This window comes from Paenacidovorax caeni (genome assembly GCF_001298675.1).
In the GTDB taxonomy this organism is placed as follows: domain Bacteria; phylum Pseudomonadota; class Gammaproteobacteria; order Burkholderiales; family Burkholderiaceae_C; genus Paenacidovorax; species Paenacidovorax caeni.
Genome location: NZ_CYIG01000019.1, coordinates 1 through 25,185 on the forward strand (window position 1 = coordinate 1; position 25,185 = coordinate 25,185).

Sequence of the window (25,185 nt, forward strand, 5' to 3'; positions counted from 1 at the left end):
GTGCGTCCGCAGGGCGTCAAATGGGCGTGCCGCTGGCTCATAACGCCGGAATTTGCCGGCGAATCGAGCTGCCATCGTCGCTTCGATCCGCATCGCGAAACTCAACGTGCCTCAGTCAGCTCGGACACGCAGGCGGACTGGGTTTTGCAGACCTTCCTTAAGCGCCCCCAAAGAACATTGAACAAATCTGCCTCCAACCCAATACAGGAAAGCGCAAGCAGCTATCAAAAACAGAGTGGCACCATCACACCGCTGAGGCCTTCTGCGCATGCTCCACCACCCGGTTGCGCCCCGCACGCTTGGCGGCATAGCAGGCCATGTCGGCGGCATGCAGCACCTCGGTCACATTGGCCAGGCCCGTATCCAGCATCACCACGCCAATGCTGGCCCCAAGGGTGAAGCTGCGCCCCTGGTAGGCAGGCTCCCAGTCCTGCAGCGCCGCACGCAACTGCTCGGCCACGGCCAGCCCACGTGCATGGGTGCAGCCCGGAAGCACCACGGCGAACTCGTCACCGCCCACCCGCGCAGCCCAGCCGATCTGGCGCACCTGCGTCTCGATCAGGCGCGCCACGTGGCGCAGCACGTCGTTACCCGCCTCGTGGCCCGCCTCGTCGTTGAGCACGGCGAAGTGGTCCAGATCGAGAAACAGCAGCACGCCTACACCACCCGCCGCGCCTTCCTGCCGCTGCGCAAGCAGGTTCTGCAGGCGCAACTCCAGCCCGGCGCGGTTGGCCAGCAGCGTCAGCGGGTCGTGCCGCACGCCCCAGTCCTGCTGGCGCAGCGCCTCGCGCTCGGCAGTCATGTCCTCCAGAATCCAGACCGACCCGACGCCCTCTTCCGCCTGCCCCAGGGCATGGCCCTGCACGCGCACCCAGACCGGCCCGCCATCCTTGCGCTGAAAGCACACGTCGCCGTTGAAGGCGCCATGGGCCGTGAACGCCTGGCGCACCTGGCGCTCCAGATGCTGGTAATCGGCCACCGAGGCGTGCAGCATGCTGGCGTGCTGGCCACGCAGTGCATCCAGCGAATAGCCGAGCATGTGGCAGGCTTGGCGGTTGAGCAGCTCAAAGACACCGCTGCGGATGATGACGATGCCGACGGGCGCATGGTCGAGGATCGCCTGGAAACGCACACCCAGCACCGCATGCTGCTCGCGCAACTGGGCGCGCTGGTGCCCCAGGCTGCGCAGCACGTCGACCAAGGCATCCACCTCGCCCGCCGCGCGCGGCCAGGGCTCAAGGGCGCTAGGCCCGGCTTGCAGCAGTTGCGGCGCACGATGGCGCAGCACGGCCAGCGGTTGCGCCACCCAGGCCATGCACAGCATGGCGCCCAGGGCAATGAGCAGCAGCAAGGCTGCTGCCATCCACCACATCTGGCCCGACCCACCCTGCCCCGGCACCGCGCGCACCTGCACATCGCTGACGCGCGCCACCATCCATTGCGGCAACGGCATGCCGGCCATGCTCACGATGTGGGCGGGCTGCAGCTGGGTCTGCGCACCATCGACGATGGCCTGCGCACGCGCCTGCCAATCGGCATAGGCCTGCGCCAGGCCGGGTTCGTCGCGCACCTGGCCGAGGATGCGCGCGGGCTGCGAGTGCGCCAGGATGGTGCCGTCGCGCGTGAACACGACCAGGCGCGAGTCGGCACGCAGCGGCAGCGCCAGGGCCGGCGGCAGCAGGGCCTGGGATTGCAGGCGCAGCGTGCCACCGATGACGCCGAACAGACTGCCGTCCTCGCGGTGCAGCGGCATCGTGAAGAGCAGCCGCGCCTCACTGGTGTGCTCGGCGATGGGCTCGGAAACCTGGGGCTTGCCGTCGGCCAGCGCGCGGCGCAGGCCGTCGCGCTCTGCGGGGTCGAGACTGCCGGCCTGCTGCACGCGACCATGGCGCAGGTACAGGCTCAGCAGGCCATTGGAGCGCGCCACCAGCAGGCTGTCGAAAAAGCGGGCGGGCTGTAGCCCCTGGTGGAGCTGCGCTTCCAGCGCAGCAGGCGACTCGACCATGGACGGCGTGATACCCGCCGCCACGGATGCCAGCAGACGCTGGCTTTGCTCGACCTTGCCGGCCAGCAAGCGCGCCAGCATTTCGACTTCGTCGTTTTGCTGCGCTGCCAGCCGCTGCACGGTTTCCTGTCCCGACGCCTGCGCCACGATGAAGGCCCCGAGCCCCCCAGCGAGGGCCACTGCGAGCGCGGCCACGAGCATGAGACGCCAGACCATGGCGCCGGGTGCCCACCAAAAGCTGGCCACGGCCCCGGGATGCCCCTGCGGCGAGGGACTCATACGCAGCCCCGCAGGCGCCCCGCTGCACGGGCCAAGGCGGCAGAGGCAAAGATGGAAGTCATGGTGCGTTGCGTATCCCTGAGTAGCTCAGGCAAATATACGCAGCGCATTGGCCACACCGCCTGGGTGGAACCCTTGAAGCACGGGGCGGAAAACCCTGATCCGCACCAGGGTAGAAATCGCTTTAAACGCCCGCGACCATTTGCAGCGCGCGCGGCTGCGGCAGGGCCAGCACGTTGCCCGTCCCGGCGATGAGCCCGTGCTCGCGCAGATGGCGCAGCACGCGCGAAAAGGTTTCGGGCGCAATGCCGAGCTGCGCGGCGATCAGGCGCTTGCGCTGGTGCAGGGTCACGCGCAGGGAGCCGTTGCCGTCGTGCTGGGCATGGCGCAGCAGCCACTGGGCGCAGCGCGCCTCGGCGTCTTGCGCCAGGCGGCTCACGGCCAGCTCGGTCTGCTGGCAGTAGCCAGCGGCCATGTCGCGCAGCAGGCTCTGCACCGAATCGGGGAGCACGGCGAAGCCACGCATGAACGTGTCGCGTGGCACGCTGCGCATGTGCACCACGGTTTCCGCCACCATGTCGACGGCGCAGGGCTGTTCCAGCAGCACCGGTGCAGCATCAAGCCACGCGGGGCCTTCCACCACGCCGAGCTGATGGCGCATCTGCTCGCCATCGCGCACGCCCAGCAGCACGCGGCCGCTGTCAATGTGCAGTACCGAGGTGGGCCGCTGGTTGCGCACGCGCAGCACCCCGCCAGGCGCCACCACTTCGGCCTGAGCGGAGGGGTCGAAAGACGGAGTCAGGAACATGGCTGCGACTGTGCACGCCCGCGGCCTTTCGGGTTTTGAGACAAATCAACAAAACCCCTGCGCTACCGTCAAGAATGTAAAAGATGTCAGCGGGGTGCGGCCCCGGCCTCAAACCACTGCCGCACGAGCGTGCGCTCGGCATCGGTCATGCCGGTGGCGTTGTTCATGGGCATGAGTTTTTGCACCACCACCTGCTGGTAAATGGCTTGTGCGTTCTGCCGCACCGCGTCGGCCGTGTCGAAGCGCAGGTTTTTCATCTGCACCTGCGCTCCATGGCAGCTGTAGCAGCGCTGCGCCAGCACGCCCTGTACGGTGGCGAAGTCCGCCACTGGCGCAGCCGCTCCCGCAGGCGCCGGGGCGGCGGGGGCCGGGCGCATCCAGACAATCGCGGCCAGCAACACGGCCACGCCGGCCAGCGCATAGGGCAGCGGATTGCCGTTGCGCCCCAGCTTGTAGCCGTGGCGCGCCACGAAGAACTGGCGGATGGCGGCGCCCGCGAACATCATGAGGATGAGCACCAGCCAGTTCTGTGGGTGGCTCCAGGTGAAGCTGTAATGGTTGCTGAGCATGGCAAACAGCACGGGCAGCGTGAAGTAGGTGTTGTGCACGCTGCGCTGCTTGCCGCGCTTGCCGTGGATCGGGTCCACGGGCTGGCCGGCCTTGATGGAGGCCACCACCGTGCGCTGGCCGGGGATGATCCAGAAGAACACGTTGGCACTCATGGCGGTGGCGATCATCGCGCCCACCAGCAGAAAGGCCGCACGGCCCGCGAACCAGTGGCACGCCAGCCACGAGGCCACACACACCAACCCCAGCACCAGGACGCCGACGATCGCGTCGCCGTTTTTCTTCTGCCCAAAGGTGCGGCACGCCAGGTCGTACAGCAGCCAGAACACGGCCAGGAAGCCCAGCGCCACCGCGATGGCTGTGGACGGTGCCCAATCCATGCGCGACTTATCGACCAGGTACGTGCTGGCGTTCCAGAGGTACGAGACGGTGAAGAGCGCGAAGCCGCTGAGCCAGGTGCTGTAGCTCTCCCAGAAGAACCAGTGCAAGTGCTTGGGCAGTTGCGGCGGCGAGACGTTGAACTTCACCGGATGGTAGAAGCCGCCGCCGTGCACGGCCCAGAGCTCACCGCTCACGCCCTGCTTTTTCAGGTCTTCGTCCTCGGGCGGCGTGAGGCTGCTGTCGAGGAAGACGAAATAGAACGACGAGCCGATCCAGGCGATGGCAGTGATGACGTGGAGCCAGCGCAACAGCAGGTTGGCCCAGTCGAGAAGATAGCTTTCCATGATTCTCAACCTTGCGGCATGGGTGCCGCTTTCATTGCAACCTGCTCACCACTGCGGGCGCTCTGAGCAGAACGAAAGAACGTGTTGACGATCTTTTCATAGTGTCCGTTGCCCCGCAAAGGCAATGGCTGCAAGGCGCCCACCGCAAGTCGCACTGGTGTGCGGCGAGGATGGGCAACGCCGCAGACGCTGCCTTTGCGGGGCAACCCTCCGGGCAAGGTAGCAAACAGCCGCACTCGTCGTTGCGCGCCTTGGCCAGGCCGCCGGCATGGCCTGCGGCGCGCGCCTCGATTGCGGCTGTTTGCTGCCTTGCGGGCACCATGAAAAGATCATCAACACGTTCTAAGGCCGCGTACACACTCACCGGGCACCGCTGCGACCTGTCCGAGAAGGTGAAGTGTATGCAATTTTGGTGTACGTTTGCAGCCGCCAAAACCCTTATTCCGTGCGCCGTTGCAGCAGCTGCGCGGCCACGGCCACGGCGATCACCTCCGGTTCCTTGCCCTGGATGCCAGAAATGCCGATCGGGCAAGTGACGTGCGCCAGCTCCGCCGGCGTAAACCCGCGCGCGCGCAGCCGGTGGCTGAAGCGCGCCCATTTGCTGCGGCTGCCGATGAGCCCGATGAAGGGCAGGTCACCCCGCTCGCGCTGGCGCTGCAGGCACGCCATCACCACGTCCAGGTCCTCGGCATGGCTGAAGCTCATCACGAGCACCGCCGTACCCGGCGCGAGCTGCGGCACGGCGGCCTGCACGGGGCTGGAATGCTCGCACTGCACGCCCTCGGGCGCGGGGTTGGGAAAGATGCCATCGCGGCTGTCGATCCAGGTCAGCGCGAAAGGCAGCGGCTGCAGTACGCGCGCCAGCGCATGGCCCACGTGGCCGCCCCCAAACAACGCCACAGGCGCCAGGCGCGGGCCCAGGCGTTGGTACAGCGCGGCAACGTCGGCGGCCTTGATGACGGTGAAGCGCAGGTGCACGACGCCGCCACAGCACTGCCCCAGGCTGGGCCCGAGCGCAAAGCGCCACAGCGCATCCCCCGGAATACCCGCAAGGTGCGCACGCGCTGCCGCCAGTGCCTGCCACTCCAGATGGCCACCGCCCACCGTACCCACCACGGCGCCACCGGCCTCGGCGCTGAAAACGGCCATCCAGGCGCCCGGCTCGCGCGGCGCCGAGCCTTGGGTAGACTCCACCTCCACGAGGCAGGCCGGACCACGCGCCAGGCCGTCCAGCAAGCGCTGCCATGCCGCTGCCCCCGTCGTCACCGTCCCTGTATCCAGCCCCGTCACCATTACTCCTTGCAGGCTCCAGCCCTGTGCCAGCATAGCGCCCACACCATGCATTTTTTCCGCCCGTCTTCCTCCTGCGTTTCCCGTGTCCGGCGTGCTGGCCTGCTGGCTGCAGCCACGGTCTGGCTGGCTGCCTGCCAAGCGCCGCCGCAGGGCCCGGGCGCGCCACTGCCCGCAGATAGTGCGCGGGTCTCCCAGGCCTCCACCGCCCGCGCCTACCGCGAGGACGCTGCACGCCACCTGTACCAGCGCCATGCGGCACGCATCCACGCCGGCAAGCTGCCGGCCATGCTGTACGCCGTGGGCGTGCTGGACGTGGAGATCGACCACACCGGCCAGATCAAGCGCCTGCACTGGCAGCGGGCGCCGCAGCATGCCCCCGAGGTGGTGCGGCAAATCGAAGCCCTGGTGCGCGCCGCAGCGCCCTTCCCGGCTCCTGCGCGCATGGGGCGCGTGACCTACACCGATGTCTGGCTCTGGGATGCCACGGGGCAGTTCCAGCTCGACACACTGACCGAGGGGCAGCTCTGAAAAAATGAGCAGCTAGCGCTTTCTCCAATTGGGTTTCAAGATGTTTTCGATTTGAAAACTTTGTGCATCAAGCGCTAGCAGCTATTGTTTCATGAGCACCGGACTCACGACCCTCGGTACGTGGAATAGCTCCACGGACTCACCAGCAGCGGCACGTGGTAGTGCTGGTCGGCGTGGGCCACGCCGAAGTCCAGGCTGACCTGGTTCAGAAAGTTGGGCTCGGGCAGCTGCACGCCGCGCGCCTTGAAATACCCCGCCACATCGAACGTCAGGCGGTAGGTGCCAGCACGCAGGCTGGCGTTGTCGAACAGGGGGGCATCGGTGCGGCCGTCGTGGTTCAGTACGAGGCGCTTGACCAGCGTGGCCGTCTCGCCGTCGGTGGCGTACAGCGCCACCGCCATGCCCGCGGCCGGGCAGCCATGCATGGTGTCGAGGACGTGGGTGCTCAGGCCCATGGAACTTCTCCTATGCCGCTCTGTGGCGGTATGCGATCACCAAAGTGTATACAGTTTTTGTACATCAAACTCCAGTGGATACCCGCACACCGAGCGAACAGAGGCCCTAGCCGAGTCCGGAGAGCCCCACCAGCGCGCCGGCCTGCAGGTGCCCGAGCACGATCATTGCCACCTGCAGCAGCACCAGCGCCACCAGCGGCGCGAGGTCGAGCCCGCCCACCAGCGGCACCACGCGCCGCAAAGGCCGCAGCAGCGGCTCGCTCAGGCGCTCGATCACGCCGGCGATGGGCGAGCGCGTCTGCACCCAGGACAACAGTGCGTACACGATCAGCAGGCCCGTAAGGCCCGAGAGGACGATGCGCGCAAGGCCGAACAGGGCCAGCACAGGCAGCGCAGCCAGCGGCACCACGCCCCCGAAGAACAGCCACAGCAGCAGGTACTGGGCCGCTTGCAGCAGCAGTGCGGCCACCAGGCTTGACAGGTCCCAGCGCCCTGCGGGGGGGATCACGCGGCGCAGCGGCATCACCAGCCAATCGGTCAGCGCAAACACCAACTGGCCTACCGGATTGGCGAACGGTATGCGCTGCAACTGCATATACAAGCGCAGCAAGCAGGCGCCCGTGAGCAGGCCGGCCACGACATCGAGCAAGAGGGTAACGATCTGGTAGAGCATCGGCAGTGGCGGACAACGGGGCGGACCCCAACCCATGGGATGATAGCGGGCTCGACCACCATGGCCCATCCCCTCACCCTCACCTCGCTGCCCCTGTTCCCGCTGGAGACGGTGCTCTTTCCCGGCGGCACTCTGCCGCTGCGCGTGTTCGAGGTGCGCTACCTCGACATGGTGCGCAAATGCCAGCGCGCGGGCGCGCCTTTCGGCGTGGTGGCGCTGGCCAGCGGCCGCGAGGTGCGCCAGGCAGGCGCACCACAGGAGCAGTTCCACGACGTGGGCACGCTGGCCGCCATTGCGCAGCTCCAGTCGCCGCAGCCGGGCCTGGTCACCCTGAACGCGCACGGCACGCTGCGCTTTCGCGTGCGCCAGAGCCACCAGCTGCCGCACGGCCTGTGGGTTGCCGACGTGGAGCAACTGGACGCAGACACCCCGGCCCCCGTGCCTGCTGACCTGCGCCGCTTCGCCACTGCCCTGGCGCATGTGCTGCAGACCCTGCACGATCGCCAGCCCGAGACTGAACGCACGCCCCCCGCGACGCCAGCGCAGTTGGACGACTGCGGCTGGGTTGCCAACCGCTGGTGCGAGCTGCTGCCCGTGCCGCTGCCACTCAAGCAGCGACTGATGGCGCTGGACAACCCACTGGTGCGCCTGGAGCTGGTGGGAGACGTGCTCGACCGCACGGGTATCGCGCCATGACGGCAGCGCCGTGCGGCGCACCTGCCAGCGCCCCGCCCCTTCTCGTCATGCAGGTCATCACCAAGGGCGAAACCGGGGGCGCGCAGACGCATGTCGAGACACTGTGCCGCGCACTGGCGGGCCGGGTACGCTTCACCGCCGTGATCGGCGGCAGCGACCCGCACCCGCCACTGGCCCGGTCCCTGCACGCCCTGGGCGTGCCGGTGCAGCGCATCGCCGCGCTGAACAACGGCCTCGCCCCGGCCCGGGTGGCGCGTGCCGTGGCCGCGCTGGTACGCCAAATCCGCGCCAGCCGCCCGCAAATGCTGCATGCCCACAGTGCTGCGGCCGGGGTGGTGGCGCGCGTGGCGGGGTACATCACACGCACCCCGGTGGTCTATACCGTGCATGGTTTCGCTTTCAAGGCCGGTGCCCCCTGGCCGCGCCGCGCCCTGGCCTGGCTGGTGGAGGCGCTGTGTGCCCCCCTCACCCGACACCTGGTGTGCGTGTCGCGCCATGAGCTGCGGCTGGCACGCTGCCTGCCAATCGCAGCGCGACGCTGTAGCGCCGTTGCCAACGCCCTGGAAGACCTGCCTGGTGGAGCGCGCGCACGCAACCTGCCGGCACGCATCGTGATGGTGGCGCGCATGGCGGCACCCAAGCGCCCCGACCTGCTGCTGCATGCCCTGGCGCTGCTGCGCGACGAAACGGGCACGGAAATCCCCGCCACGCTGGCCGGTGATGGTCCGGACCTGGCCGCGCACCAGGCACTGGCCCAGCACCTGGGACTGAAGGCCGTTGAATTCACGGGCCTGTGCACCGATGTGCCGGGCCTGCTGGAGCAGCACGGCGTGTTTGTGCTGCTGTCAGACCACGAAGGGCTGCCCATTTCCGTCATCGAGGCCATGCGTGCAGGCATGGCCATCGTCGCCAGCGACCTGCCCGGCCTGCGCGAACTCCTGCCCACCCCGGAACAGGGCCTGCGCGTACCCAACGACACCCACGCCGTGGCCGCTGCACTCCAGCGCCTGGCCCACGACCCCACGCTACGCACAGCGCTGGGGCAGGCTGCACGCGAGCGCTACACGCAGGCATACACGCCTGCGCACATGGCCCAGGCGGTGCTCGACGTCTACCACCACGCTGCCACGGCGCCGCACCATGCAACCCGCCCTTGACCCCCAGCCGCGCGGCTCCTTCGCCGTGCGTTACCAGAATGCGGTGCTACGCTGGGCCCTGGCCGGCCTGCTGGTGCTCATGCTGGCCTACGCCCTGGGCTGGTGGCTGCAAGGCCAAGGCTGGGCCACCGCACAGTTCCCCGCCACGGTGCTGTGGTGCGTCATTCCCTACGCCATGGCCACGCAGTGGCTGTACCAAGGTGCCTACCTGCCGCACTTCGAGCGCGTGAGCTACGTGGTGGTGGCGGCCACCATGCCGTTCGCGCTCACGCCACTGGGCTTCGCGCTGGCACAGCACCCGTATTCGCGCGGCGCCGTGCTGCTGGCCTATGGACTCACAGCCGCCTGGTTCCTGCTGGGCTACCGTGCCATCCGCCGCCGCGACGTGCTGCACCTGGCATGCCTAGATCCCGCCCTGCCGGCCAGACTGCAGGCGCGCATCGGCAGCCCCCGGCTGGAGACCCTGCCGCTGGTGCTGCACGTCTGCCAAGGCACGCCGTTCCCCGCGCCTTGCGACGGCGTGGTGCTCGACCCGGCGTCGCCCAGTGACGCCCGGCACATCCGCGCGCTCAAGCAGAGCCACACGCGCCTGTACAGCCTCGACGCCGTGGCCGAGATGCTGACGGGGCGGTGCATGCTCCCCCAAGCCGATGCCCTGTGGGAGCAGGACGTGCGCCCCGCCTACGATGTGGCCAAGCGCATGTTCGACCTCAGCGCCACGGTGCTGACGCTGCCGCTGTGGCTGCCGCTGTGCCTGCTCACTGCCCTGGCCGTCAAAATCGACTCCCCCGGTCCGGCGCTGTTCTCGCAACAGCGCACGGGCCTGCATGGCCGCCCGTTCCGTCTGTGGAAGCTGCGCAGCATGCACCATGCCCAGTGCGAAGCAGCGCGCACCCGCCCAGCCCAGCCGGGCGACGACCGCATCACGCGCGCCGGCCGCTTCATCCGGCGCACGCGCCTGGACGAATTGCCACAGCTGTGGAACGTGCTGCGCGGCGACATGTCGCTCATCGGCCCGCGCCCAGAGCAGGTGCCCTTCGTGCACGAGTTCGCCCAGCGCATCCCTGCCTATCCCTACCGTCACTGGGTGCGCCCAGGACTCACCGGCTGGGCACAGGTGCAGCAGGGCTACACCGATGGCGCCGCAGAAGCCGCCGTCAAACTCGGCTATGACCTGTACTACGTCACGCACTACTCGCTGGCGCTTGACCTGCTGATCATCTACAAGACCGTGCGCATCGTACTCACGGGCTTTGGGGCACGCTGATGGCCCGCACGCCCCCGCGCGTTTGCCTGCTGCACGACGGCCCGCGCCTGGGCGGCGTGGCCACCATCGTGCAGGAACTGCACGACGGGTTGCACGACGCCGGCTGGGCCGTGGACACAGCGCCACCGCACCCGCACGCCTGGCGCACGGCACGGCACGCCGATGTACTGCTGGCCGCGCACAGTTTCGGCCCTGCCTATGCGGCCTGGGCCCTGGGACGGGCGCTGGGCAAACCCTGGGTGGTCTGGGTTCACGGTCCGCTGCAAGAGGTGCTGAACGAAGCGCGCAGCGCTCCCGCCAAACGCGCCTGGCTGCGCTGGCTGTATCGGCAGGTGCCGCAGTTCGTGTTCATTTCGCGCCACGCCCGTACCTCGCTGGAGGGCTTCCTGGGCCAACCGCTGCCGGATGCGCGGGCGCATGTCATTCCCAACGCGCTGCGCCTGCCGCGCGCCCCCCTGCGCACGGCCCCCACGGCAAGCGGCACGGTGGAACTCGGCTATGTCGGACGCCTGTCGCCAGAAAAGCAGCCTGAGCGTTTGATCGCCATGCTGCGGCTCCTGCCACCGCGCTACCGCCTGAGCCTGGTGGGCGACGGCCCTCTGCGTGCCGCGCTGGAGCAGCAGGCGGCAGACCTGGTACACACCGAGCGCCTCGCGTTCTGCGGCGCACGGCCACGCGCAACCGCCCTGGCGCCAGACTGGCATTTGACGCTGCTGGCCTCGCGCTACGAGGGCGGCTGCCCCCTGAGTGCGATCGAATCGGCAGCGGCAGGCATCCCCTTCGTCGCGCCCCCCCTGCCCGCGCTGCGCGAAACCGTCCCTGCCTGCCTGCTGGCTCCCGGCGACAGCCCGGCGCAGCTTGCTGCCGCCGTGCAGCAGGTGCTGGCCCTGCCCTCGCTGCAGATTCAGCGGGCGCTGGACAGTCTGCTGGCCCGTCACGCCGTGCCGCGTTTCACCGACCAATGGCAGCAGGTGCTGCGCGAGGCTGCCGCATGCTGATCCACTATGTGCGCGGGGGCAACGCCTACCTGCCAGAGTTGGCCGCTTATGCGGACTTTCTGCAAGGCCTAGGCCACCAAGCCCAGATCCACCAGGACAGCGCCAGCGTGCCCGGGGATGCCGCCGTCGTCTGGTGGCTGTGCGGGCGCGTGCCGCGCCACGCGGCGCGGCGCTTCGCCCACGCCTTTCAGGTGCATGAGTACGCCTCGGCCTCGGTGCCTCCCTGGGCCTGGCTGAAGGACCGGGCCAAGCGTGCCAGCCAGCCGCAGCCCCAGTACCGGCTGTTCCAGAACGCCTGGGTGCGCGCGCGCCTGGGCTTCGCCGACGGCGTGCCCTGCGAATTCCGCGACATGGGCATCGCTTCAGCGTTTTTCTCCGCCCAAGGCACACCGGGTTCGCCGGAATTCGACGTGGTCTACCTGGGCGACATGCGGCGGCTGCGGCATTTCATCCCACTCCTCCAGGGGCTGGAACAGGCCGGTCTGCGCACCCTGCTGATCGGCGAGCCGCCGCCAGACCTGCACCCTGTCTTGGCACCACTGCAGCGCACCACACTCACCGGCACGGTGGCACACAGTGCCGTGCCCGGGCTGCTGCGCCGCGCCCGCTTCGGCCTGAACCTGGTGCCGAACCAGGCACCGTACCACCAGCAGACTTCGACCAAACTGCTCGAATACTGCGCCGTGGGCCTGCCCGTGGTGACTACCGATTACCCATGGGTGCGGGCCTTCGCACAAGCACACGAGGCGCGCTTCATCTTGCTGCCGCGGCAGGTCAAGGATAGGGCGCAATACGCCCGCTTTTTTGCCACCCAGCTCGACCATGCCGCCTGCACCGTCCCCGACCTGCGCGCGCTGGCCTGGCCGCGCGTGCTGGAGCGCCTCGCGCTGTGGCACACCCTGGGGTTGCGCCCATGAAGCGCCTGCCAGCCTCCGCCACGCTGGCCATGGCCAGCCTCGTCTCGCTCGGCGCCCAGGCAATGATGGGCGTGGCCATGTTGCACTTCTTCTCGCCCGAAGCGACAGGCCGTTTTGCCGTGATCGCGCAGGTGGCATTCTTCTGGGTCACGCTGGCGCTGGCACAAGGCCCGCTCACCTTCCTCGCCGATGTGCAGCAGCCCCCGGGGCAGGCACTGCGGGCCGTGCTGCGCGCCAGTCTGGCGCGCTGGGGCCTGCTGCTGCCCCTCGTGGGTGCAACCGTCTGGCTTGGCGCCATGGCACAGCCGCTGGCAGTACTAGGCTGGGCCGCGCTGCTGGCCCTGCTGCAAATGCTGTGGTACCTGGCGCAGCCCTGGGCCCTGCGCACAGCCACGCCCACCTCGGCAGCGCTGGCACGCGCGCTGCCCCCATTGCTGGCGCTGGCGCTGGCGGCGGGGTGGAGTGCACTGCACGGCGGCGATGGCGCCAGCGGCCTGCTCGTGGCGGCGGCGGGTGGCTACGCACTGGGCGCACTATGGCTGCGGCCCGCCAAGCGCCGCACGCAAGGCAGCGCGCCTGCTGCGCTCCCGGCAGCGCAGGCGCCCCGGCAGGGCGACCGGCGCAGCGCCTGGCTGCGCATGGCACACACCACCATGGATGCCGTGACAGGCACGGCGCTGCTGCTCATTTGGCAGCGCCTGCACGGCGTCGCCGAAGCCAGCTACCTCGCGGTGCTGCTAAGGCTGCTGGGCTTCGTGCCGACCATCGTTCATGCCGCCTGGGCACAGGTGCTGCTGGCGCGGCGCGAGACGGCGCAGGGGCGCTCGGTCGCCATCGGCCTCGGTGCGGCGCTGGCAACCGGGCTGGTGGGGCTGGCGGGCGCCGCGCTGCTGGACATGGGCCTGCTGGCCGACGGTTGGCGCGGGCTGCAGCCCTACCTCCTGCCGCTGGTTCTCTGGCAGAGCAGCGCCTGCCTTTTCGCCGCCCTGAGCCACCGCCCCTTCCAGCAGGGCCGGGAGCGGCGCTATTCACACCTGGCCATTGCCTTCGACGCGCTGCAGCTGCTGGTGCTGACCCTGCCGCTGCTGGGTGCCGCCGTGTGGTCCCCCACCGAGCATCTGTGGTGGCTCGCGGGCGTGTCGAGCACGGGCTTGCTGGCCTTGAGCCTCTGGATGGCAGGTATAAAACTAAAATAGAAGGTTTATTTCCCCCAAACCGGCTGCTGCCCATGTCTGACCATTCCAACGCCCCTGCCCTGCCCGCGCAAGACGACAACCAACTCATCGCCGAGCGCCGCGAGAAACTCAAGGCGTTGCGCCAGCAGCAGGCGCAGGGCGGCGGCGTGGCATTCCCCAACGACTTCCAGCCCGCCCACCGCGCCAGCGCCCTGCAGGCAGAGCATGGCGCAGCCAGCGCCGAGGCGCTGGAGGCCACGCCCGTGCAGGTGAGCGTGGCCGGCCGCATGATGCTCAAGCGCGTGATGGGCAAGGCCAGCTTCGCCACGCTGCAGGACGCCACTGGGCGCATTCAGCTTTACGTGACGCGCGACGCGCTGGGCGAGGAGCTGTACGCCGCCTTCAAGCACTGGGACCTGGGCGACATCCTCGGGGCCGAGGGCCAGCTCATGAAAACCAAGACCGGCGAGCTGTCGGTCAAGGTGACGCGCCTGCGCCTGCTCACCAAGAGCCTGCGCCCCATGCCGGACAAGTTCCACGGCGTGGCCGATCAAGAGCTGAAGTATCGCCAGCGCTACGTTGACCTGATGACCGACGAGGCCGCACGCCAGCGCTTCGTCGCGCGCAGCAAGGCGGTCAGCGGCATCCGTGAATTCATGGTGCAGCACGGTTTCCTGGAGGTGGAAACGCCCATGCTGCACCCCATTCCCGGTGGCGCCAACGCGCGCCCCTTCGTCACGCACCACAACGCGCTGGAGCAGGACATGTACCTGCGCATCGCGCCCGAGCTGTACCTCAAGCGTCTGCTGGTCGGCGGCTTCGAGCGCGTGTTCGAGATCAACCGCAACTTCCGCAACGAAGGCATCTCGGTGCGCCACAACCCCGAGTTCACCATGATGGAGTTCTATGCAGCGTACTGGAACTACCAGGACCTGATGGGCTTCACCGAACAGCTCATCCGCGACACAGCGCTGAAGGCCGTGGGCACGCTGCAGCTCAGCTACCAGGGCCGTGCAGTGGATCTGTCCCAACCGTTCGCACGCCTGACCATCCGCGAGGCCATCTACCAGTACACCGAAGCGGGCGCGCACGTCGACGACGCGGCCTGGCTGGTGAGCGCGCTCAAGAAGCTCGGCCTGAGCGAGGAGAAGGACCGCCTCTCGACCCGCACACTCGCCAGCCTGCAGGTGCTCTACTTCGAGGAGATGGTGGAAGACAAGCTGTGGCAGCCGACCTTCATCATGGAGCACCCGACCGAGATCTCGCCGCTGGCGCGCGCCAACGATGTGCGTCCCGAAGTGACCGAACGCTTCGAGCTCTACATCACGGGCCGCGAATTCGGTAATGGCTTCTCCGAACTGAACGACGCCGAAGACCAGGCAGCACGCTTCCAGGCCCAGGTGAACGCCAAGGACAGCGGCGACGACGAGGCCATGTACTACGACCACGACTTCGTGCGCGCCCTGGAGTACGGCATGCCGCCGGCTGGCGGCTGCGGCATCGGCATCGACCGCTTCATGATGCTGCTGACCGATAGCCCCAGCATCCGCGACGTGATCCTGTTCCCTGCGCTGCGCCGCGAAGGCTGAAGCGCCCACCCGACGCCCCAGCCCCTTGGAGCCTTTTGCCATGACCACACCACCGCCCCCCGCCATCCAGTTGCCCGCGCCGCGGCTCAGCGCGCCGATGGCGCTGCCGGAATCCTTTACGGTGCTGGTTGTGGACGACCAGCGCTCCGTGCGCGCGGCCCTCAAGGCCGAACTGCAGCACGCGGGCTTGGCCGACATCATGGAAGCCGGCACCGCCGAGGAAGCGCTGGCGCAGTTCAAGGCGCGGCGTCCCGACCTGGTGCTGCTCGACATCAAACTGCCCGGCCGGGACGGCTACTGGGCTGCGCAGCAGATGCGCGAAGCCGAGCCAGGCGACTGGACGCCCATCATCTTCCTGTCCGGCCTGGACAGCGACCTGGATCTGTGGCGCGGCATCGAGTCGGGCGGCGACGACTACCTGGTCAAGCCCGTCAAGCCCATCGTCCTGGTGGCCAAACTGCGCGCCATGCGCCGCCTGCTGGACATGCGCCGGCGTCTGGTCACCCTGTCGGCCGATCTGCACGAGGCCAACCAGCGCCTCAACGAGATGGTGGAGCTCGACGGCCTGACCGGCCTGGTCAACCGGCGCGGCTTCGACCGCATTCTGCACAGCGAGATTCTGTCGGCGCGCCGCGAAGGCCAGCCACTCACCCTGATGCTGTGCGACCTGGACCATTTCAAGCCTTACAACGACGCCAGTGGCCACTTGCAAGGTGACGCCTGCCTGCGCGAAATCGGGCGGCTGCTGCAGGGCGTGTGCATGCGCCCGCGCGACGTGGCGGCACGCTACGGCGGCGAGGAGTTCGCGCTGATCCTGCCGAACACCCCGCGCTCTGGCGCCATGACCTTCGCCCGCGCCCTGGGCCAGATGCTCAAGACCCATCCAATACCGCACCCAGCCTCGCCGCTGGGCCCCCACCTGACGATCTCTGGCGGTATCACCACCTGCGTGCCAGACGAAGGCGCAAACGCCGAAAGCATGATCATGCGCGCCGACCAGGCCCTGTACGCCGCCAAGTCGCAGGGGCGCAACCGCTTCTTCAGCTTTGAGATGCAGATGGACACCATCGAGCAGCGCTGCGCGTGACAGTGCTCCGGTAGCAGCCCACCCGTAAGACTGATTGGCCGATGAGTACAAGCCGCTTCGACAAGTTCAAGACCCACCTGCCCGACTGGGTGCAGGACTGGCTGGACATCATCGTGCCCGGCGCGCAGATCCTGTTGATCATCGGCGCGGCCTGGCTGCTGCAGCGGCTGCTGCGCAAGCTGGTCACGCGCGCAGCGCGGCATTACAACCTGCCGCACGCCATGCTGATGACCATGAACGGGCTGATCCGCTGGTCTATTGTGCTGAGCGCGCTGCTGCTCGTGCTGGAGCGCCTGGGCGTCTCGGCCACGGTGCTGTGGACCGCGTTCACCGGCTTTGCCACCGTGGGTGCGGTGGCCTTCTTTGCCGCATGGAGCGTGCTGTCCAACCTGTTTTGTGCACTGCTGATCTTTACCGTCGGGCCATTTCGCATCGGCGACTACATCGAGCTGCTGGACAACCCCGACAAGCCTGGCGCCAAGGGCCGCGTGGTGGACATCAATTTGCTCTACACCACGCTGGAAGACTTTACCGCCGACCCAGAGCACCCAACGCTGCTGCAGATTCCCAACGCCCTGATCTTCCAGCGCGTGGTGCGGCGCTGGAAGCATGTGCCGCCGCCCACGCCGGTCGCAACCGCCGCAGAGCCCGCGGCACCGGCCCAGAAGCAGGGTTAACGGCGCCGCAACTGCCGGGCGCAGGCTGTGCAGGCTGCCGCCCCAAGCCAGCCCCCGCGTCAACCCGCCATGGGCAGCACATGCAGCTGCTGGGTCTGCGGATCGAGCACCCAGCGCGTGGTGTGGAAGGCGCGCACGCTGTCGCGGTGCGCCACCGACACCAGCGCCCCGCCCTCAGCCTGCGCCAGCTGCACCAGCTGCTGGTACAGGTGGGCTTCGGCGGCCTTGTCCAGCGCGCTGGAAGCCTCGTCGGCAAACACCCAGGCCGGGCGTTTGAGCAGCACCCGCGCCACCGCCAGACGCTGCTGCTCGCCGCCCGACAGGGTGCTGGCCCAGACGGCATGGGTGTCAAGCGCATCGACCAGCCCCGGCAGCAGTGCATCCTGCAGCGCCTGGCGCAGCTGTGCGTCGCTATAGCGATCGGCTGCATCCGGGTAGGCCAGCGCATCGCGCAGGGGCCCTTCGGGCAAATACGGACGCTGGGCAATGAACATGGCGTTGGCCGGGCGCTGCACCTGCCCCTGGGCATGCGGCCAGATGCCGGCCAGCACGCGCAGCAGCGTCGATTTGCCGCTGCCCGAAGGCCCCTCCAGCAGCACACGCTCGTGCGGCAGCACCTGCAGCTGCGCATGCTGCAGCACCGCCCGGCCACCGGGCAGCGCCACCTGCTGCAGCTGTGCCTGCAGCGCGCTGGCCTGCCCCCCTTCCGCCGCACCAGCGGCCGCCCCACCAGCGGGCGGCGTTGTCAGCGTCGTCACCAGCGCACTGTCGTAGGTGCCACTGTGGGTGGCAGCGTCATGCGCCAGCGCCCGTTCAAAGCCGTGCAGACGCTGCACCGTGGCACGCCACACCGCCAGCTGCTGGTAGTTGTCCACCAGCCAGCTCAGCGCCCCCTGCACGGCGGCAAACGCCATGGAGGTCGAGATCAGCACCCCCATTTCGATCTCGCCGCGGAAGTAGCGCGGCGCCAGCAGCAGATCGGTGAACACCATGGCCGTCACCATGTAGAAGGTGGAAAACCAGATCAGGTTTTTTTGCTTGTGGATCAGCGTACGGGTGGTATCCAGCAGGGCGTCAAAGCGCCCGCCCAGCTGGGCACGCTCAATGCGTTCGCCGCCATCAAGGGCAATCGCCTCGGCGTTGTCGCGCACGCGCACCAGGTGGTGGCGAAAGTTGGCCTCCAGGCGCTGCTTGTCGAAGTTGAGCTGGCGCTGCGGTCGGCCAATGATGAAGGTGATCCAGGTGCCCAGGCCGCAGTACAGCACCGCAATCCAGACCATGAAGCCCGGAATGTCCAGCGCCGCACCACCCAGCGCCTGGGGCAGCGTGATGTCCGTGCCCTCCGAGACGCCCCACAGCATGCCGGTGAACAGGCACAGCGTCAGCAGCGAGCGCAGCAGCCCCGAGGCCAGCACCAGCGTCATCTCGGTAAAGACATTGACGTCTTCCTGAATACGCTGATCTGGGTTGTCAGGCACCTGCACTCCGGGGGCGTTGCGCGCCAGCTCCAGCCGGTAAAACGCCTGCTGCCCCAGCCAACGCTGCAGGTAGTGCTGCGTCAGCCAGCGGCGCCAGCGCAGCTGCAGCATCTGCACGACGTAAAACAGCACCACCGCCGCCACAATGATGGCGCCCCCCAGCAGCGGAAACCAGCCCAGCAGGCGCCAGAAGCTGTCGGCATCGCGCTGCTGCAGCGCCGTTGACAAGGCGCCGGCCCATTCCGCGTTGGCGCGTGTCAGCGCCGTGGCGGTGATGGTCAGCACCGCCATCAGTACCAGCATGCCCAGCGCCCGCCAGCGCTCGTCCGAGCGCAGATACGGCAGCACCAGACTCCATGCCTCTTGCAGCGCCTGCCGCGCCGCTTGGACTTTCCCCATGTCAACGCTCCTTGGTAAACCAAAGCGCCATCGTAGGTGCGCAGTTGCCGCACACACCAGAAAAATCTTGCGCCCTCGCGGTGACCAGTGCCGCCGCACTGCCCTGCGTGGGGGGCGCTAGCGGCGCTGTCGCGTCAGGGCAGCAAGTCCAGCGCCTGCATGTACGCCGGCTGCAGCATCAGTTCATCCCACGGCGTGGGCAGGGTCTGCGGCAGCAAGGCCAGGCGGCGCGCCTCGCTGTCCGGGCTGGGCTGCCAGCGCCCCTGCGCCAGGGCCTGGGCCAGCCCGGCGATGAGGTCATCCACCGCGCTGCCATCGCCCAGGCTCTGGTTGCACAGCAGCACCAGGTCGCAGCCCGCTTGCAGTGCGGCCAGCGCGCCCTCGGTGTAGCTGACGAGCTGGCCGTCGAGGCGGCGCGCGCCTTCCATGCTCAGGTCATCGCTGAAGATGGCGCCCTCAAAGCGCAGGCGGCCGCGCAGAATGTCCTGCAGCCACTTGGCCGAGAAGCCGGCCGGGCGGCTGTCCACCTTGGGGTAGATGACATGCGCGGGCATGACGCTGGTGAGGGTGCGCGCCAGCCAGTCGTACGGCGCGGCGTCGTCGTGCAGGATGGCCGTGAGGCTGCGCCGGTCCACCGGGATCTCGGTGTGCGAGTCGGCCTGGACGAAGCCATGCCCCGGAAAATGCTTGCCGCAATGCGCCATGCCCGCCTGCAGCAGCCCGTGCGCCAAGCCCTGCGCCAGCACGCTGACCACACGCGGGTCGCGCGCGAACGCACGGTCGCCAATCACGCCGCTGGCACCGTAGTCGAGATCGAGCACCGGGGTGAAGGAAAAGTCCACCCCGCAGGCGCGCAGCTCGGCGCCCAGCACGTAGCCTGCCGCCGTGGCCGCACGCAAGGCGCGCAGCGCGCCACTGCCTTCGCGCTGCCGGGTGCCCTGGCCGTCGTCCAGCCACATCTGGCCAAACGCCGCCATGGGCGGCAGGTGGGTGAAACCGTCGGTCTTGAAGCGCTGCACGCGCCCCCCCTCGTGGTCCACGCAGATGAGCAGATCGTCGCGCACGGCCTTGATCTCGGCCGTGAGGGCCAGCAGCTGGGCACGGTCTTGCCAGTTGCGCGCGAACAGGATCATGCCGCCCACCAGCGGGTGCGCCAGGCGCACGCGGTCGGCCGCCGTGAGGCTGGTGCCGGCAATGTCGATGATCAGGGGGGAGTGCTCGGTCATGTCGTTTTTGCTCTCATTGAAATAGCTGCCAGCGCTTTCCCAGTAAGGGCTGGAGGCTGATTTGGCTCAAATTTTCTCGACCACGCAGAAGCTGGCTGCGTAATCGGCCTCGTCGGTCACGGTGATGTGGCTGCGCAGGCCGCGTGCGGCAAACCACTCCTGCAATGCGCCGTGCAGCACGATGGCGGGCTGGCCACTTTCCAGGTTGGCGATTTCGCAGGCGCGCCAGGTCATGGGCATGCGCATGCCCAGGCCGATGGCCTTGCTGAATGCCTCCTTGGCGGAAAACCGCGTGGCCAAGTAGCGCACGCCACGCTCAGGCCAGCGCGCACCGCGCGCACGCCAGGTACGCAGCTCGGCATCGCACAGCACTTTCTCGGCGAAGCGGTCGCCGTGGCGCGCCAGGCTGGCGGCAATGCGGCGGATATCGCAGATGTCGGTGCCAATGCCGTAAATCATGGAATATGGGTCAAATCGGTCGCCCGCCCTTACTGGGAAAGCGCTGACAGCTATTGAATCAGGAGTTTCGCTCCAGCATGCCCTGGTCGATGCAGCGCTGGTAGGCCACCACAGTGTCGCCATAGCCCAGCTCCAGCGCGTCGGCAATCAGCGCATGGCCGATGGACACTTCCAGCACGCCGGGCACGCCGGCCAGGAAGTCGGCCAGGTTGTCGCGGTTCAGGTCATGGCCGGCGTTCACGCCCAGCCCCACGTCGAGCGCCGCCTGGGCGGCGGCGCGGTAGCGCTCCAGCTGCACGGCCTGCTGTGGCGTGCCCCAGGCGGCGGCGTAAGGCTCGGTGTAGAGCTCGATGCGGTCGGCACCCACGCTGCGCGCAGCGGCCATCTGCGCCGGTTCGGCATCCATGAACAGGCTGACACGCACGCCGAGCTGGCGGCATTCGGCGATCAGTGGCTTGAGCCGCTCGGCATCCTGCGGAAAACGCCAGCCATGGTCGCTGGTGAACTGGTCTTCGGCGTCGGGCACGAAGGTGGCCTGGTGCGGGCGCACCTGGCGGATGAACGCCATCAGGTTCTGCGTGGGATTGCCCTCGATGTTGAACTCGGCCTGCGGCCAGTCCTTGAGCAGCACCGCGAGCTCGGTCACGTCCTGGGCGCGGATGTGGCGCTCGTCCGGGCGCGGGTGCACGGTGATGCCCTGCGCACCGGCCTCCAGGCACAGTTGGGCGGCGCGCGTGACGCTGGGAATGCCCAGGTGGCGCGTGTTGCGCACCAGGGCGACTTTGTTGACGTTGACCGACAGGGCGGTGCGCGGGTGGGAGGTGGTCATAGCGATTGCAGATCCATCATGAGCTGGCGCGTGCGCAGCACAGGGCTGCCGCAATGGTATTGGAGCAGCTGGCGCAGCAGAGGTTTCAGCTCCGCCGCCACGCCAACACAGGCGCGCAGCACCGCAGGATAGCCCGCGGGCGCCTCCAGCGCCTGCTGCAACGCGCACCACGCATCGCCCGCGAGCGTGGCACGGTCGCCGGTCTGCGCCGGGCGCAGGCCGCCTTCGGGCACCAGCGCATAGCGCGCCTGGGGCCGCAGCGCAGCCAGTGTGGCCGAATCGGCGTCAAGCGCGGGCAGCAGGCCCAGCGCGCGCAACAGCAGCAGCTCAAAGGCGCGCAGCACGGGCTCCAGCGCCTCACCATGCGCCCCGGCCAGCACGCGCACCACGCCAGCGTACAGGTCGAACAGTTCGGCGTGCGGGTCGTCGCGTGCCAGCAGGCGCAGCAGCAGCTCGTTCAGGTACAGGCCCGCGAGCAACGCGTCGCCCGTGGGCATGACGTGCCCACCGACCCACTCGGCGCCCTTGAGCGGGTGGATTTCGTCGCGCACTTCCTGCGACACGGTATAGCCCAGGCGCAGCGGCTGCAGCGGCAGCAGCACGGGGCGGAAGTTGGAGGTGGGCTTTTTCGCACCCTTGGCCACCAGCGCCACGCGGCCGTGGTGGCGGGTGAACACCTCAAGGATCAGGCTCGACTCGCTCCAGTCGTAGCTGTGCAGCACGAAGGCGGGTTCTTCCTGGATGCGGCGCGCGCGCATGGATTGCTATTGCATCAATAGCTGCCAGCGCTTGCTGGGCAAGGGCTGGAGCCCAATTCTGGCAAGAAGATCACTCGTAGCCGAAGGCGCGCACGCGCGCCTCGTCGTCGGCCCAGCCCGAGCGCACTTTGACCCAGACTTCAAGGAACACCTTGGCGTCCATGAGCTTTTCCAGCTCCTGGCGCGCCTCGGTGCTGATGCGCTTCAAGCGCTCGCCCTTCTCGCCGATGACCATGGCCTTGTGGCCGTCGCGCTCGACCACGATGGTGGCGGCGATGCGCAGGAAGCGCTTGTGCTGCTTGCTCTTTTCCTCGTCAAACTTGTCGATGACCACGGTGGAGGTGTAAGGCAGCTCGTCGCCGGTGAAGCGGAACAATTTTTCGCGCACAGTTTCGCTGGCCAGGAACTTCTCGCTGCGGTCGGTCAGCTCGTCCTCGGCGTACCACCAGGGCTGCTCGGGCAGGTACTTTTCGCAGATGCCGAACAGGCGCTCGATGTCGCCCTTGTTCTTGGCGGACATGGGCACGAACTCAGCGAAGGGGTGGCGCTCCTGCATATCGCGCAACCACGGCGCGATCTCGGCGCGGCGGTGCACGGTGTCCAGCTTGTTGGCGATCAGCAGCGTAGGGATGCCGGGTTTGAACAGACTCAGCACCTTGGCGTCGGCCAAGGTAAAGCTGCCGGCTTCGACGACGAACAGGATCAAGTCCACGTCGCCAATGGCGCCCATCACCGTCTTGTTCAGCGACTTGTTCAAGGCCGTGCTGTGCTTGGTCTGGAAACCCGGCGTATCGACGAACACGAACTGCGTCGCACCCTGGGTACGAATACCCGTAATGCGGTGGCGCGTGGTTTGCGCCTTGCGGCTGGTGATGGAGATCTTCTGCCCCACCAACGCGTTCATCAGCGTGGATTTGCCCACGTTGGGCTTGCCCACGATGGCGATCAGACCGCAGCGTTGGTTCGTCGCGCCTGGCGCGCCCGCCCCCGCGGGGCGTGCCGCGGCAAGCATGGATTCAAGGTCATTGGGGCCGCCAGCACTTGCATCGCTAGCGCCAGCAGCTACGTTTTCAGTAGCATCGTTCATCGGTTCTTGGCTTTCAAAGTGACCAGCATGGCGGCGGCAGCGGCTTGTTCGCCCGCACGGCGTGAGCCCCCCGTGCCACGTTCGGCCAAGCCCAGGGGGGGAATGGCGCACTCCACCTCAAAGGTCTGGCGGTGCGCCTCGCCCAAGGTGGCCACCACACGGTATGCGGGCAGCTTCATTTTGCGGCCCTGCAGCCACTCCTGCAATGCGGTCTTGGCGTCCTTGGAGGCGGCCTGCATATGCGGACTAATGGCCACGCCCTCAAACAGGCGGTGCACCAGGGCCTCGGCCTGGGCGTAGCCCGCATCAAGGTATACCGCGCCGATCAGCGCCTCAAGCGCATCAGCGAGGATCGAGGGGCGCTGCGTGCCGCCGGACTTGGACTCACCCTCGCCCAGGCGCAGCACGCCGGGCAGTTGCAGGCGCAGCGCGAGCTGGTGCAGCGTGTCCTGCTTGACGAGGTTGGCACGCACACGCGACAGGTCGCCCTCGGGGAGCGTGCGCAGGCGCTCATACAGCAGGCTGGAAACCGCGAGGTTCAGCACGGAATCGCCAAGAAATTCCAGGCGTTCGTTGTGGTCCGCGCTGAAGCTGCGGTGCGTGACGGCGCGCTGCAGCAGGGCCGGATCAGAAAAGACATGCTGCAGTCGCTGCTGCAGCGCGAGAAGGCTGGCTTGCACCGATCGGGTTGCTTACTTGGCTTCGTCATTGAAGCGATAGACGAGGTACGCCGGACCAGCCAGGGCGATCTCACGCGCGTACTGGTACGACACGACGATCTTGTCGCCGCGCTTGGTGACTTCGAGGTCAGCACCCTTGATGGAGCTGATGTCGTCGATCTGCGCTGCCTTGTCGAAGATGGTGCGCACTTCCGCCACGGTCGAGCCCTCCTTGGCGGCCTTGGCGGCGGCCTTGCGGATGGCCTGGTGCTCCAGGAACACCGGAATCGACTGGCCACCGATAGCGAAGGCCGCCACGGCGAACAGGCCGATGAAGATGACCCCGAAAAAGGACAGGCCGCGCTGGTGCGAACGGCGAGCAAGGCGGTATGCGTGCATGTTTTTCCCTCTGGATCAGTTGAAAGAGCCGATGCGCTTGAGGTTGCCGAAGTTCATCCAGACAAAGAACGCCTTGCCCACGATGTTGGCTTCGGGCACAAAACCCCAGTAGCGCGAATCGAGCGAATTATCGCGGTTGTCACCCATCATGAAATAGTGCCCCTCGGGCACCTTGCACGTCACGCCCTCGACGCTGTAGCGGCAGCCCTCGCGCCCGGCAAAATTGCTGGCCCCCTGCACGAAGGCCGGCGAATCGGGGTTGACGATGATGCGGTGGCGCTGCGCGCCGAGCTGTTCGTCAAACTGCTTGAAGTAGCGCATGGCATCGGCATCGAAAAAGTCGGGCAGTGCCGCGGTGTCGACCGGCTTGCCGTTCACCGTGAGGCGCTTGTTCAGGTAGGCGATCTCGTCGCCCGGCACACCCACTACGCGCTTGATGTAATCCATGCTGGGCTGCGGCGGGTAGCGGAACACCATCACGTCACCACGCTGCACCGGGTTGCCCTCGGTGATCTTCTTGTTGATGAGGGGCAAACGGATGCCGTAGGTGAACTTGTTCACCAGGATCAGGTCGCCCACGAGCAGCGTGGGGATCATGGAGCCCGAGGGAATCTTGAAGGGCTCGAACAGGAAAGAGCGCAGCAAGAAAACGGCGCAGATCACCGGGAACAGCCCTGCCGTCCAATCGAGCCACCAGGGCTGCATGAGCAGGCGCTCACGCGCCTCGGCCACGTCGCCATCCACCTTCTGAATGCCCATACGGTCCAGCTCGGCGCGGCGCTGGGTGTCCGCATCAAGCAGGGCCTGTGCCGCCCGGCGGCGCTGTGGCAGGAAGTAGAAGCGCTCGGCCAGCCAATAGGCCCCGGTGACCACGGTGGCCAGGAACAACAGCAGCGCGAAGTTGCCCTCGATGGCACCGGTGTACCAGGCGCCGATGTAGCCGACAAAGGCCGCGAGCACTACGGCGGTGATGGTTTGCATGGCTTGCATATCGA

Annotated in this window: 25 protein-coding genes; 10 read left to right on the plus strand and 15 right to left on the minus strand. The window is 67.8% G+C overall.

Annotated elements, in window-relative coordinates; all coding sequences use genetic code 11:
- Positions 1–244 precede the first annotated feature (244 nt).
- The 4 genes from BN2503_RS09740 to xdhC form a co-directional block, all read right to left on the minus strand.
- Entirely contained in the window at positions 245–2,284 is a 2,040-nt protein-coding gene (locus BN2503_RS09740; protein ID WP_054256467.1) for a sensor domain-containing diguanylate cyclase, read from the minus strand.
- Between the two features lie 184 nt (positions 2,285–2,468).
- Positions 2,469–3,092, minus strand: a complete 624-nt coding sequence (locus BN2503_RS09745) for a Crp/Fnr family transcriptional regulator (RefSeq protein ID WP_054256468.1) — start codon at positions 3,090–3,092, stop codon at positions 2,469–2,471.
- Between the two features lie 86 nt (positions 3,093–3,178).
- The gene (locus BN2503_RS09750; protein WP_054256469.1) at positions 3,179–4,384 is read right to left on the minus strand and encodes a urate hydroxylase PuuD; all 1,206 of its coding nucleotides are present in this window, start codon (positions 4,382–4,384) and stop codon (positions 3,179–3,181) included.
- A 438-nt stretch (positions 4,385–4,822) separates the two neighbouring features.
- Positions 4,823–5,677, minus strand: a complete 855-nt coding sequence (gene xdhC, locus BN2503_RS09755; RefSeq protein WP_054256470.1) for a xanthine dehydrogenase accessory protein XdhC — start codon at positions 5,675–5,677, stop codon at positions 4,823–4,825.
- Between the two features lie 45 nt (positions 5,678–5,722).
- On the opposite strand from xdhC, the gene BN2503_RS09760 reads away from it, so the two are divergent.
- Positions 5,723–6,205 (plus strand): hypothetical protein, encoded by a 483-nt coding sequence (locus BN2503_RS09760; RefSeq protein WP_139235418.1) that lies wholly within the window; start codon positions 5,723–5,725, stop codon positions 6,203–6,205.
- 104 nt (positions 6,206–6,309) lie between these two features.
- Here the strand turns inward: BN2503_RS09760 and uraH are convergent, their stop codons facing one another.
- On the minus strand, positions 6,310–6,660 hold the full coding sequence (gene uraH / locus BN2503_RS09765; RefSeq protein WP_054256471.1) for a hydroxyisourate hydrolase: 351 nt from the start codon (positions 6,658–6,660) through the stop codon (positions 6,310–6,312).
- A 106-nt stretch (positions 6,661–6,766) separates the two neighbouring features.
- Positions 6,767–7,333 carry a YggT family protein gene (locus BN2503_RS09770; protein WP_054256472.1) on the minus strand — a complete coding sequence of 189 codons (567 nt, stop codon included), beginning with the start codon at positions 7,331–7,333 and terminating at the stop codon, positions 6,767–6,769.
- Positions 7,334–7,393: 60 nt separating this feature from the next.
- Here BN2503_RS09770 and BN2503_RS09775 point away from each other — a divergent pair, with 60 nt between their 5' ends.
- From BN2503_RS09775 to BN2503_RS09815, 9 genes are read left to right on the plus strand one after another with little or no spacing between them, the layout of a single operon-like run.
- Positions 7,394–8,029 (plus strand): LON peptidase substrate-binding domain-containing protein, encoded by a 636-nt coding sequence (locus BN2503_RS09775; RefSeq protein WP_054256473.1) that lies wholly within the window; start codon positions 7,394–7,396, stop codon positions 8,027–8,029.
- A complete protein-coding gene (locus BN2503_RS09780; RefSeq protein WP_054256474.1) occupies positions 8,026–9,186 on the plus strand; it encodes a glycosyltransferase in 1,161 nt (386 codons plus the stop codon). The genes BN2503_RS09775 and BN2503_RS09780 overlap by 4 nt, the downstream gene beginning before the upstream one ends.
- Positions 9,170–10,453 (plus strand): sugar transferase, encoded by a 1,284-nt coding sequence (locus tag BN2503_RS09785; protein WP_054256475.1) that lies wholly within the window; start codon positions 9,170–9,172, stop codon positions 10,451–10,453. Before BN2503_RS09780 ends, BN2503_RS09785 begins: the two co-directional genes overlap by 17 nt.
- Entirely contained in the window at positions 10,453–11,451 is a 999-nt protein-coding gene (locus tag BN2503_RS09790) for a glycosyltransferase (protein WP_054256476.1), read from the plus strand. Before BN2503_RS09785 ends, BN2503_RS09790 begins: the two co-directional genes overlap by 1 nt.
- A complete protein-coding gene (locus BN2503_RS09795) occupies positions 11,445–12,368 on the plus strand; it encodes a glycosyltransferase (RefSeq protein WP_054256477.1) in 924 nt (307 codons plus the stop codon). Before BN2503_RS09790 ends, BN2503_RS09795 begins: the two co-directional genes overlap by 7 nt.
- Positions 12,365–13,564: a hypothetical protein gene (locus BN2503_RS09800; protein ID WP_054256478.1), complete on the plus strand. Its 1,200-nt coding sequence runs from the start codon at positions 12,365–12,367 to the stop codon at positions 13,562–13,564. Before BN2503_RS09795 ends, BN2503_RS09800 begins: the two co-directional genes overlap by 4 nt.
- 32 nt (positions 13,565–13,596) lie before the next feature.
- Positions 13,597–15,132, plus strand: coding sequence for a lysine--tRNA ligase (lysS, locus tag BN2503_RS09805; RefSeq protein ID WP_054256479.1), 1,536 nt, complete (start codon positions 13,597–13,599; stop codon positions 15,130–15,132).
- Between the two features lie 40 nt (positions 15,133–15,172).
- Positions 15,173–16,219 (plus strand): GGDEF domain-containing response regulator, encoded by a 1,047-nt coding sequence (locus tag BN2503_RS09810; protein ID WP_082366552.1) that lies wholly within the window; start codon positions 15,173–15,175, stop codon positions 16,217–16,219.
- Positions 16,220–16,260: 41 nt separating this feature from the next.
- Positions 16,261–16,896, plus strand: a complete 636-nt coding sequence (locus tag BN2503_RS09815; protein ID WP_054256480.1) for a mechanosensitive ion channel family protein — start codon at positions 16,261–16,263, stop codon at positions 16,894–16,896.
- A 59-nt stretch (positions 16,897–16,955) separates the two neighbouring features.
- Here BN2503_RS09815 and BN2503_RS09820 read toward each other — a convergent pair whose 3' ends face one another.
- The 9 genes from BN2503_RS09820 to lepB all read right to left on the minus strand — a co-directional run bounded on the left by BN2503_RS09820 (position 16,956) and on the right by lepB (position 25,180).
- Positions 16,956–18,773: an ABC transporter ATP-binding protein/permease gene (locus tag BN2503_RS09820; protein ID WP_054256481.1), complete on the minus strand. Its 1,818-nt coding sequence runs from the start codon at positions 18,771–18,773 to the stop codon at positions 16,956–16,958.
- Between the two features lie 134 nt (positions 18,774–18,907).
- On the minus strand, positions 18,908–19,999 hold the full coding sequence (nagZ, locus tag BN2503_RS09825) for a beta-N-acetylhexosaminidase (protein ID WP_054256482.1): 1,092 nt from the start codon (positions 19,997–19,999) through the stop codon (positions 18,908–18,910).
- Between the two features lie 66 nt (positions 20,000–20,065).
- Positions 20,066–20,458 (minus strand): holo-ACP synthase, encoded by a 393-nt coding sequence (gene acpS, locus BN2503_RS09830; protein WP_054256483.1) that lies wholly within the window; start codon positions 20,456–20,458, stop codon positions 20,066–20,068.
- A 58-nt stretch (positions 20,459–20,516) separates the two neighbouring features.
- Positions 20,517–21,287 (minus strand): pyridoxine 5'-phosphate synthase, encoded by a 771-nt coding sequence (locus BN2503_RS09835; RefSeq protein ID WP_054256484.1) that lies wholly within the window; start codon positions 21,285–21,287, stop codon positions 20,517–20,519.
- Positions 21,284–22,045 (minus strand): DNA repair protein RecO, encoded by a 762-nt coding sequence (gene recO / locus BN2503_RS09840; RefSeq protein ID WP_054256485.1) that lies wholly within the window; start codon positions 22,043–22,045, stop codon positions 21,284–21,286. The genes BN2503_RS09835 and recO overlap by 4 nt, the downstream gene beginning before the upstream one ends.
- Before the next feature lie 70 nt (positions 22,046–22,115).
- Positions 22,116–23,132 carry a GTPase Era gene (era, locus tag BN2503_RS09845; RefSeq protein ID WP_054256486.1) on the minus strand — a complete coding sequence of 339 codons (1,017 nt, stop codon included), beginning with the start codon at positions 23,130–23,132 and terminating at the stop codon, positions 22,116–22,118.
- Positions 23,129–23,812: a ribonuclease III gene (gene rnc / locus BN2503_RS09850; RefSeq protein ID WP_054256487.1), complete on the minus strand. Its 684-nt coding sequence runs from the start codon at positions 23,810–23,812 to the stop codon at positions 23,129–23,131. The genes era and rnc overlap by 4 nt, the downstream gene beginning before the upstream one ends.
- 12 nt (positions 23,813–23,824) lie before the next feature.
- A complete protein-coding gene (locus tag BN2503_RS09855; protein ID WP_054256488.1) occupies positions 23,825–24,190 on the minus strand; it encodes a DUF4845 domain-containing protein in 366 nt (121 codons plus the stop codon).
- A 15-nt stretch (positions 24,191–24,205) separates the two neighbouring features.
- Positions 24,206–25,180, minus strand: coding sequence for a signal peptidase I (lepB, locus tag BN2503_RS09860; protein WP_054256489.1), 975 nt, complete (start codon positions 25,178–25,180; stop codon positions 24,206–24,208).
- Positions 25,181–25,185: the final 5 nt, after the last annotated feature.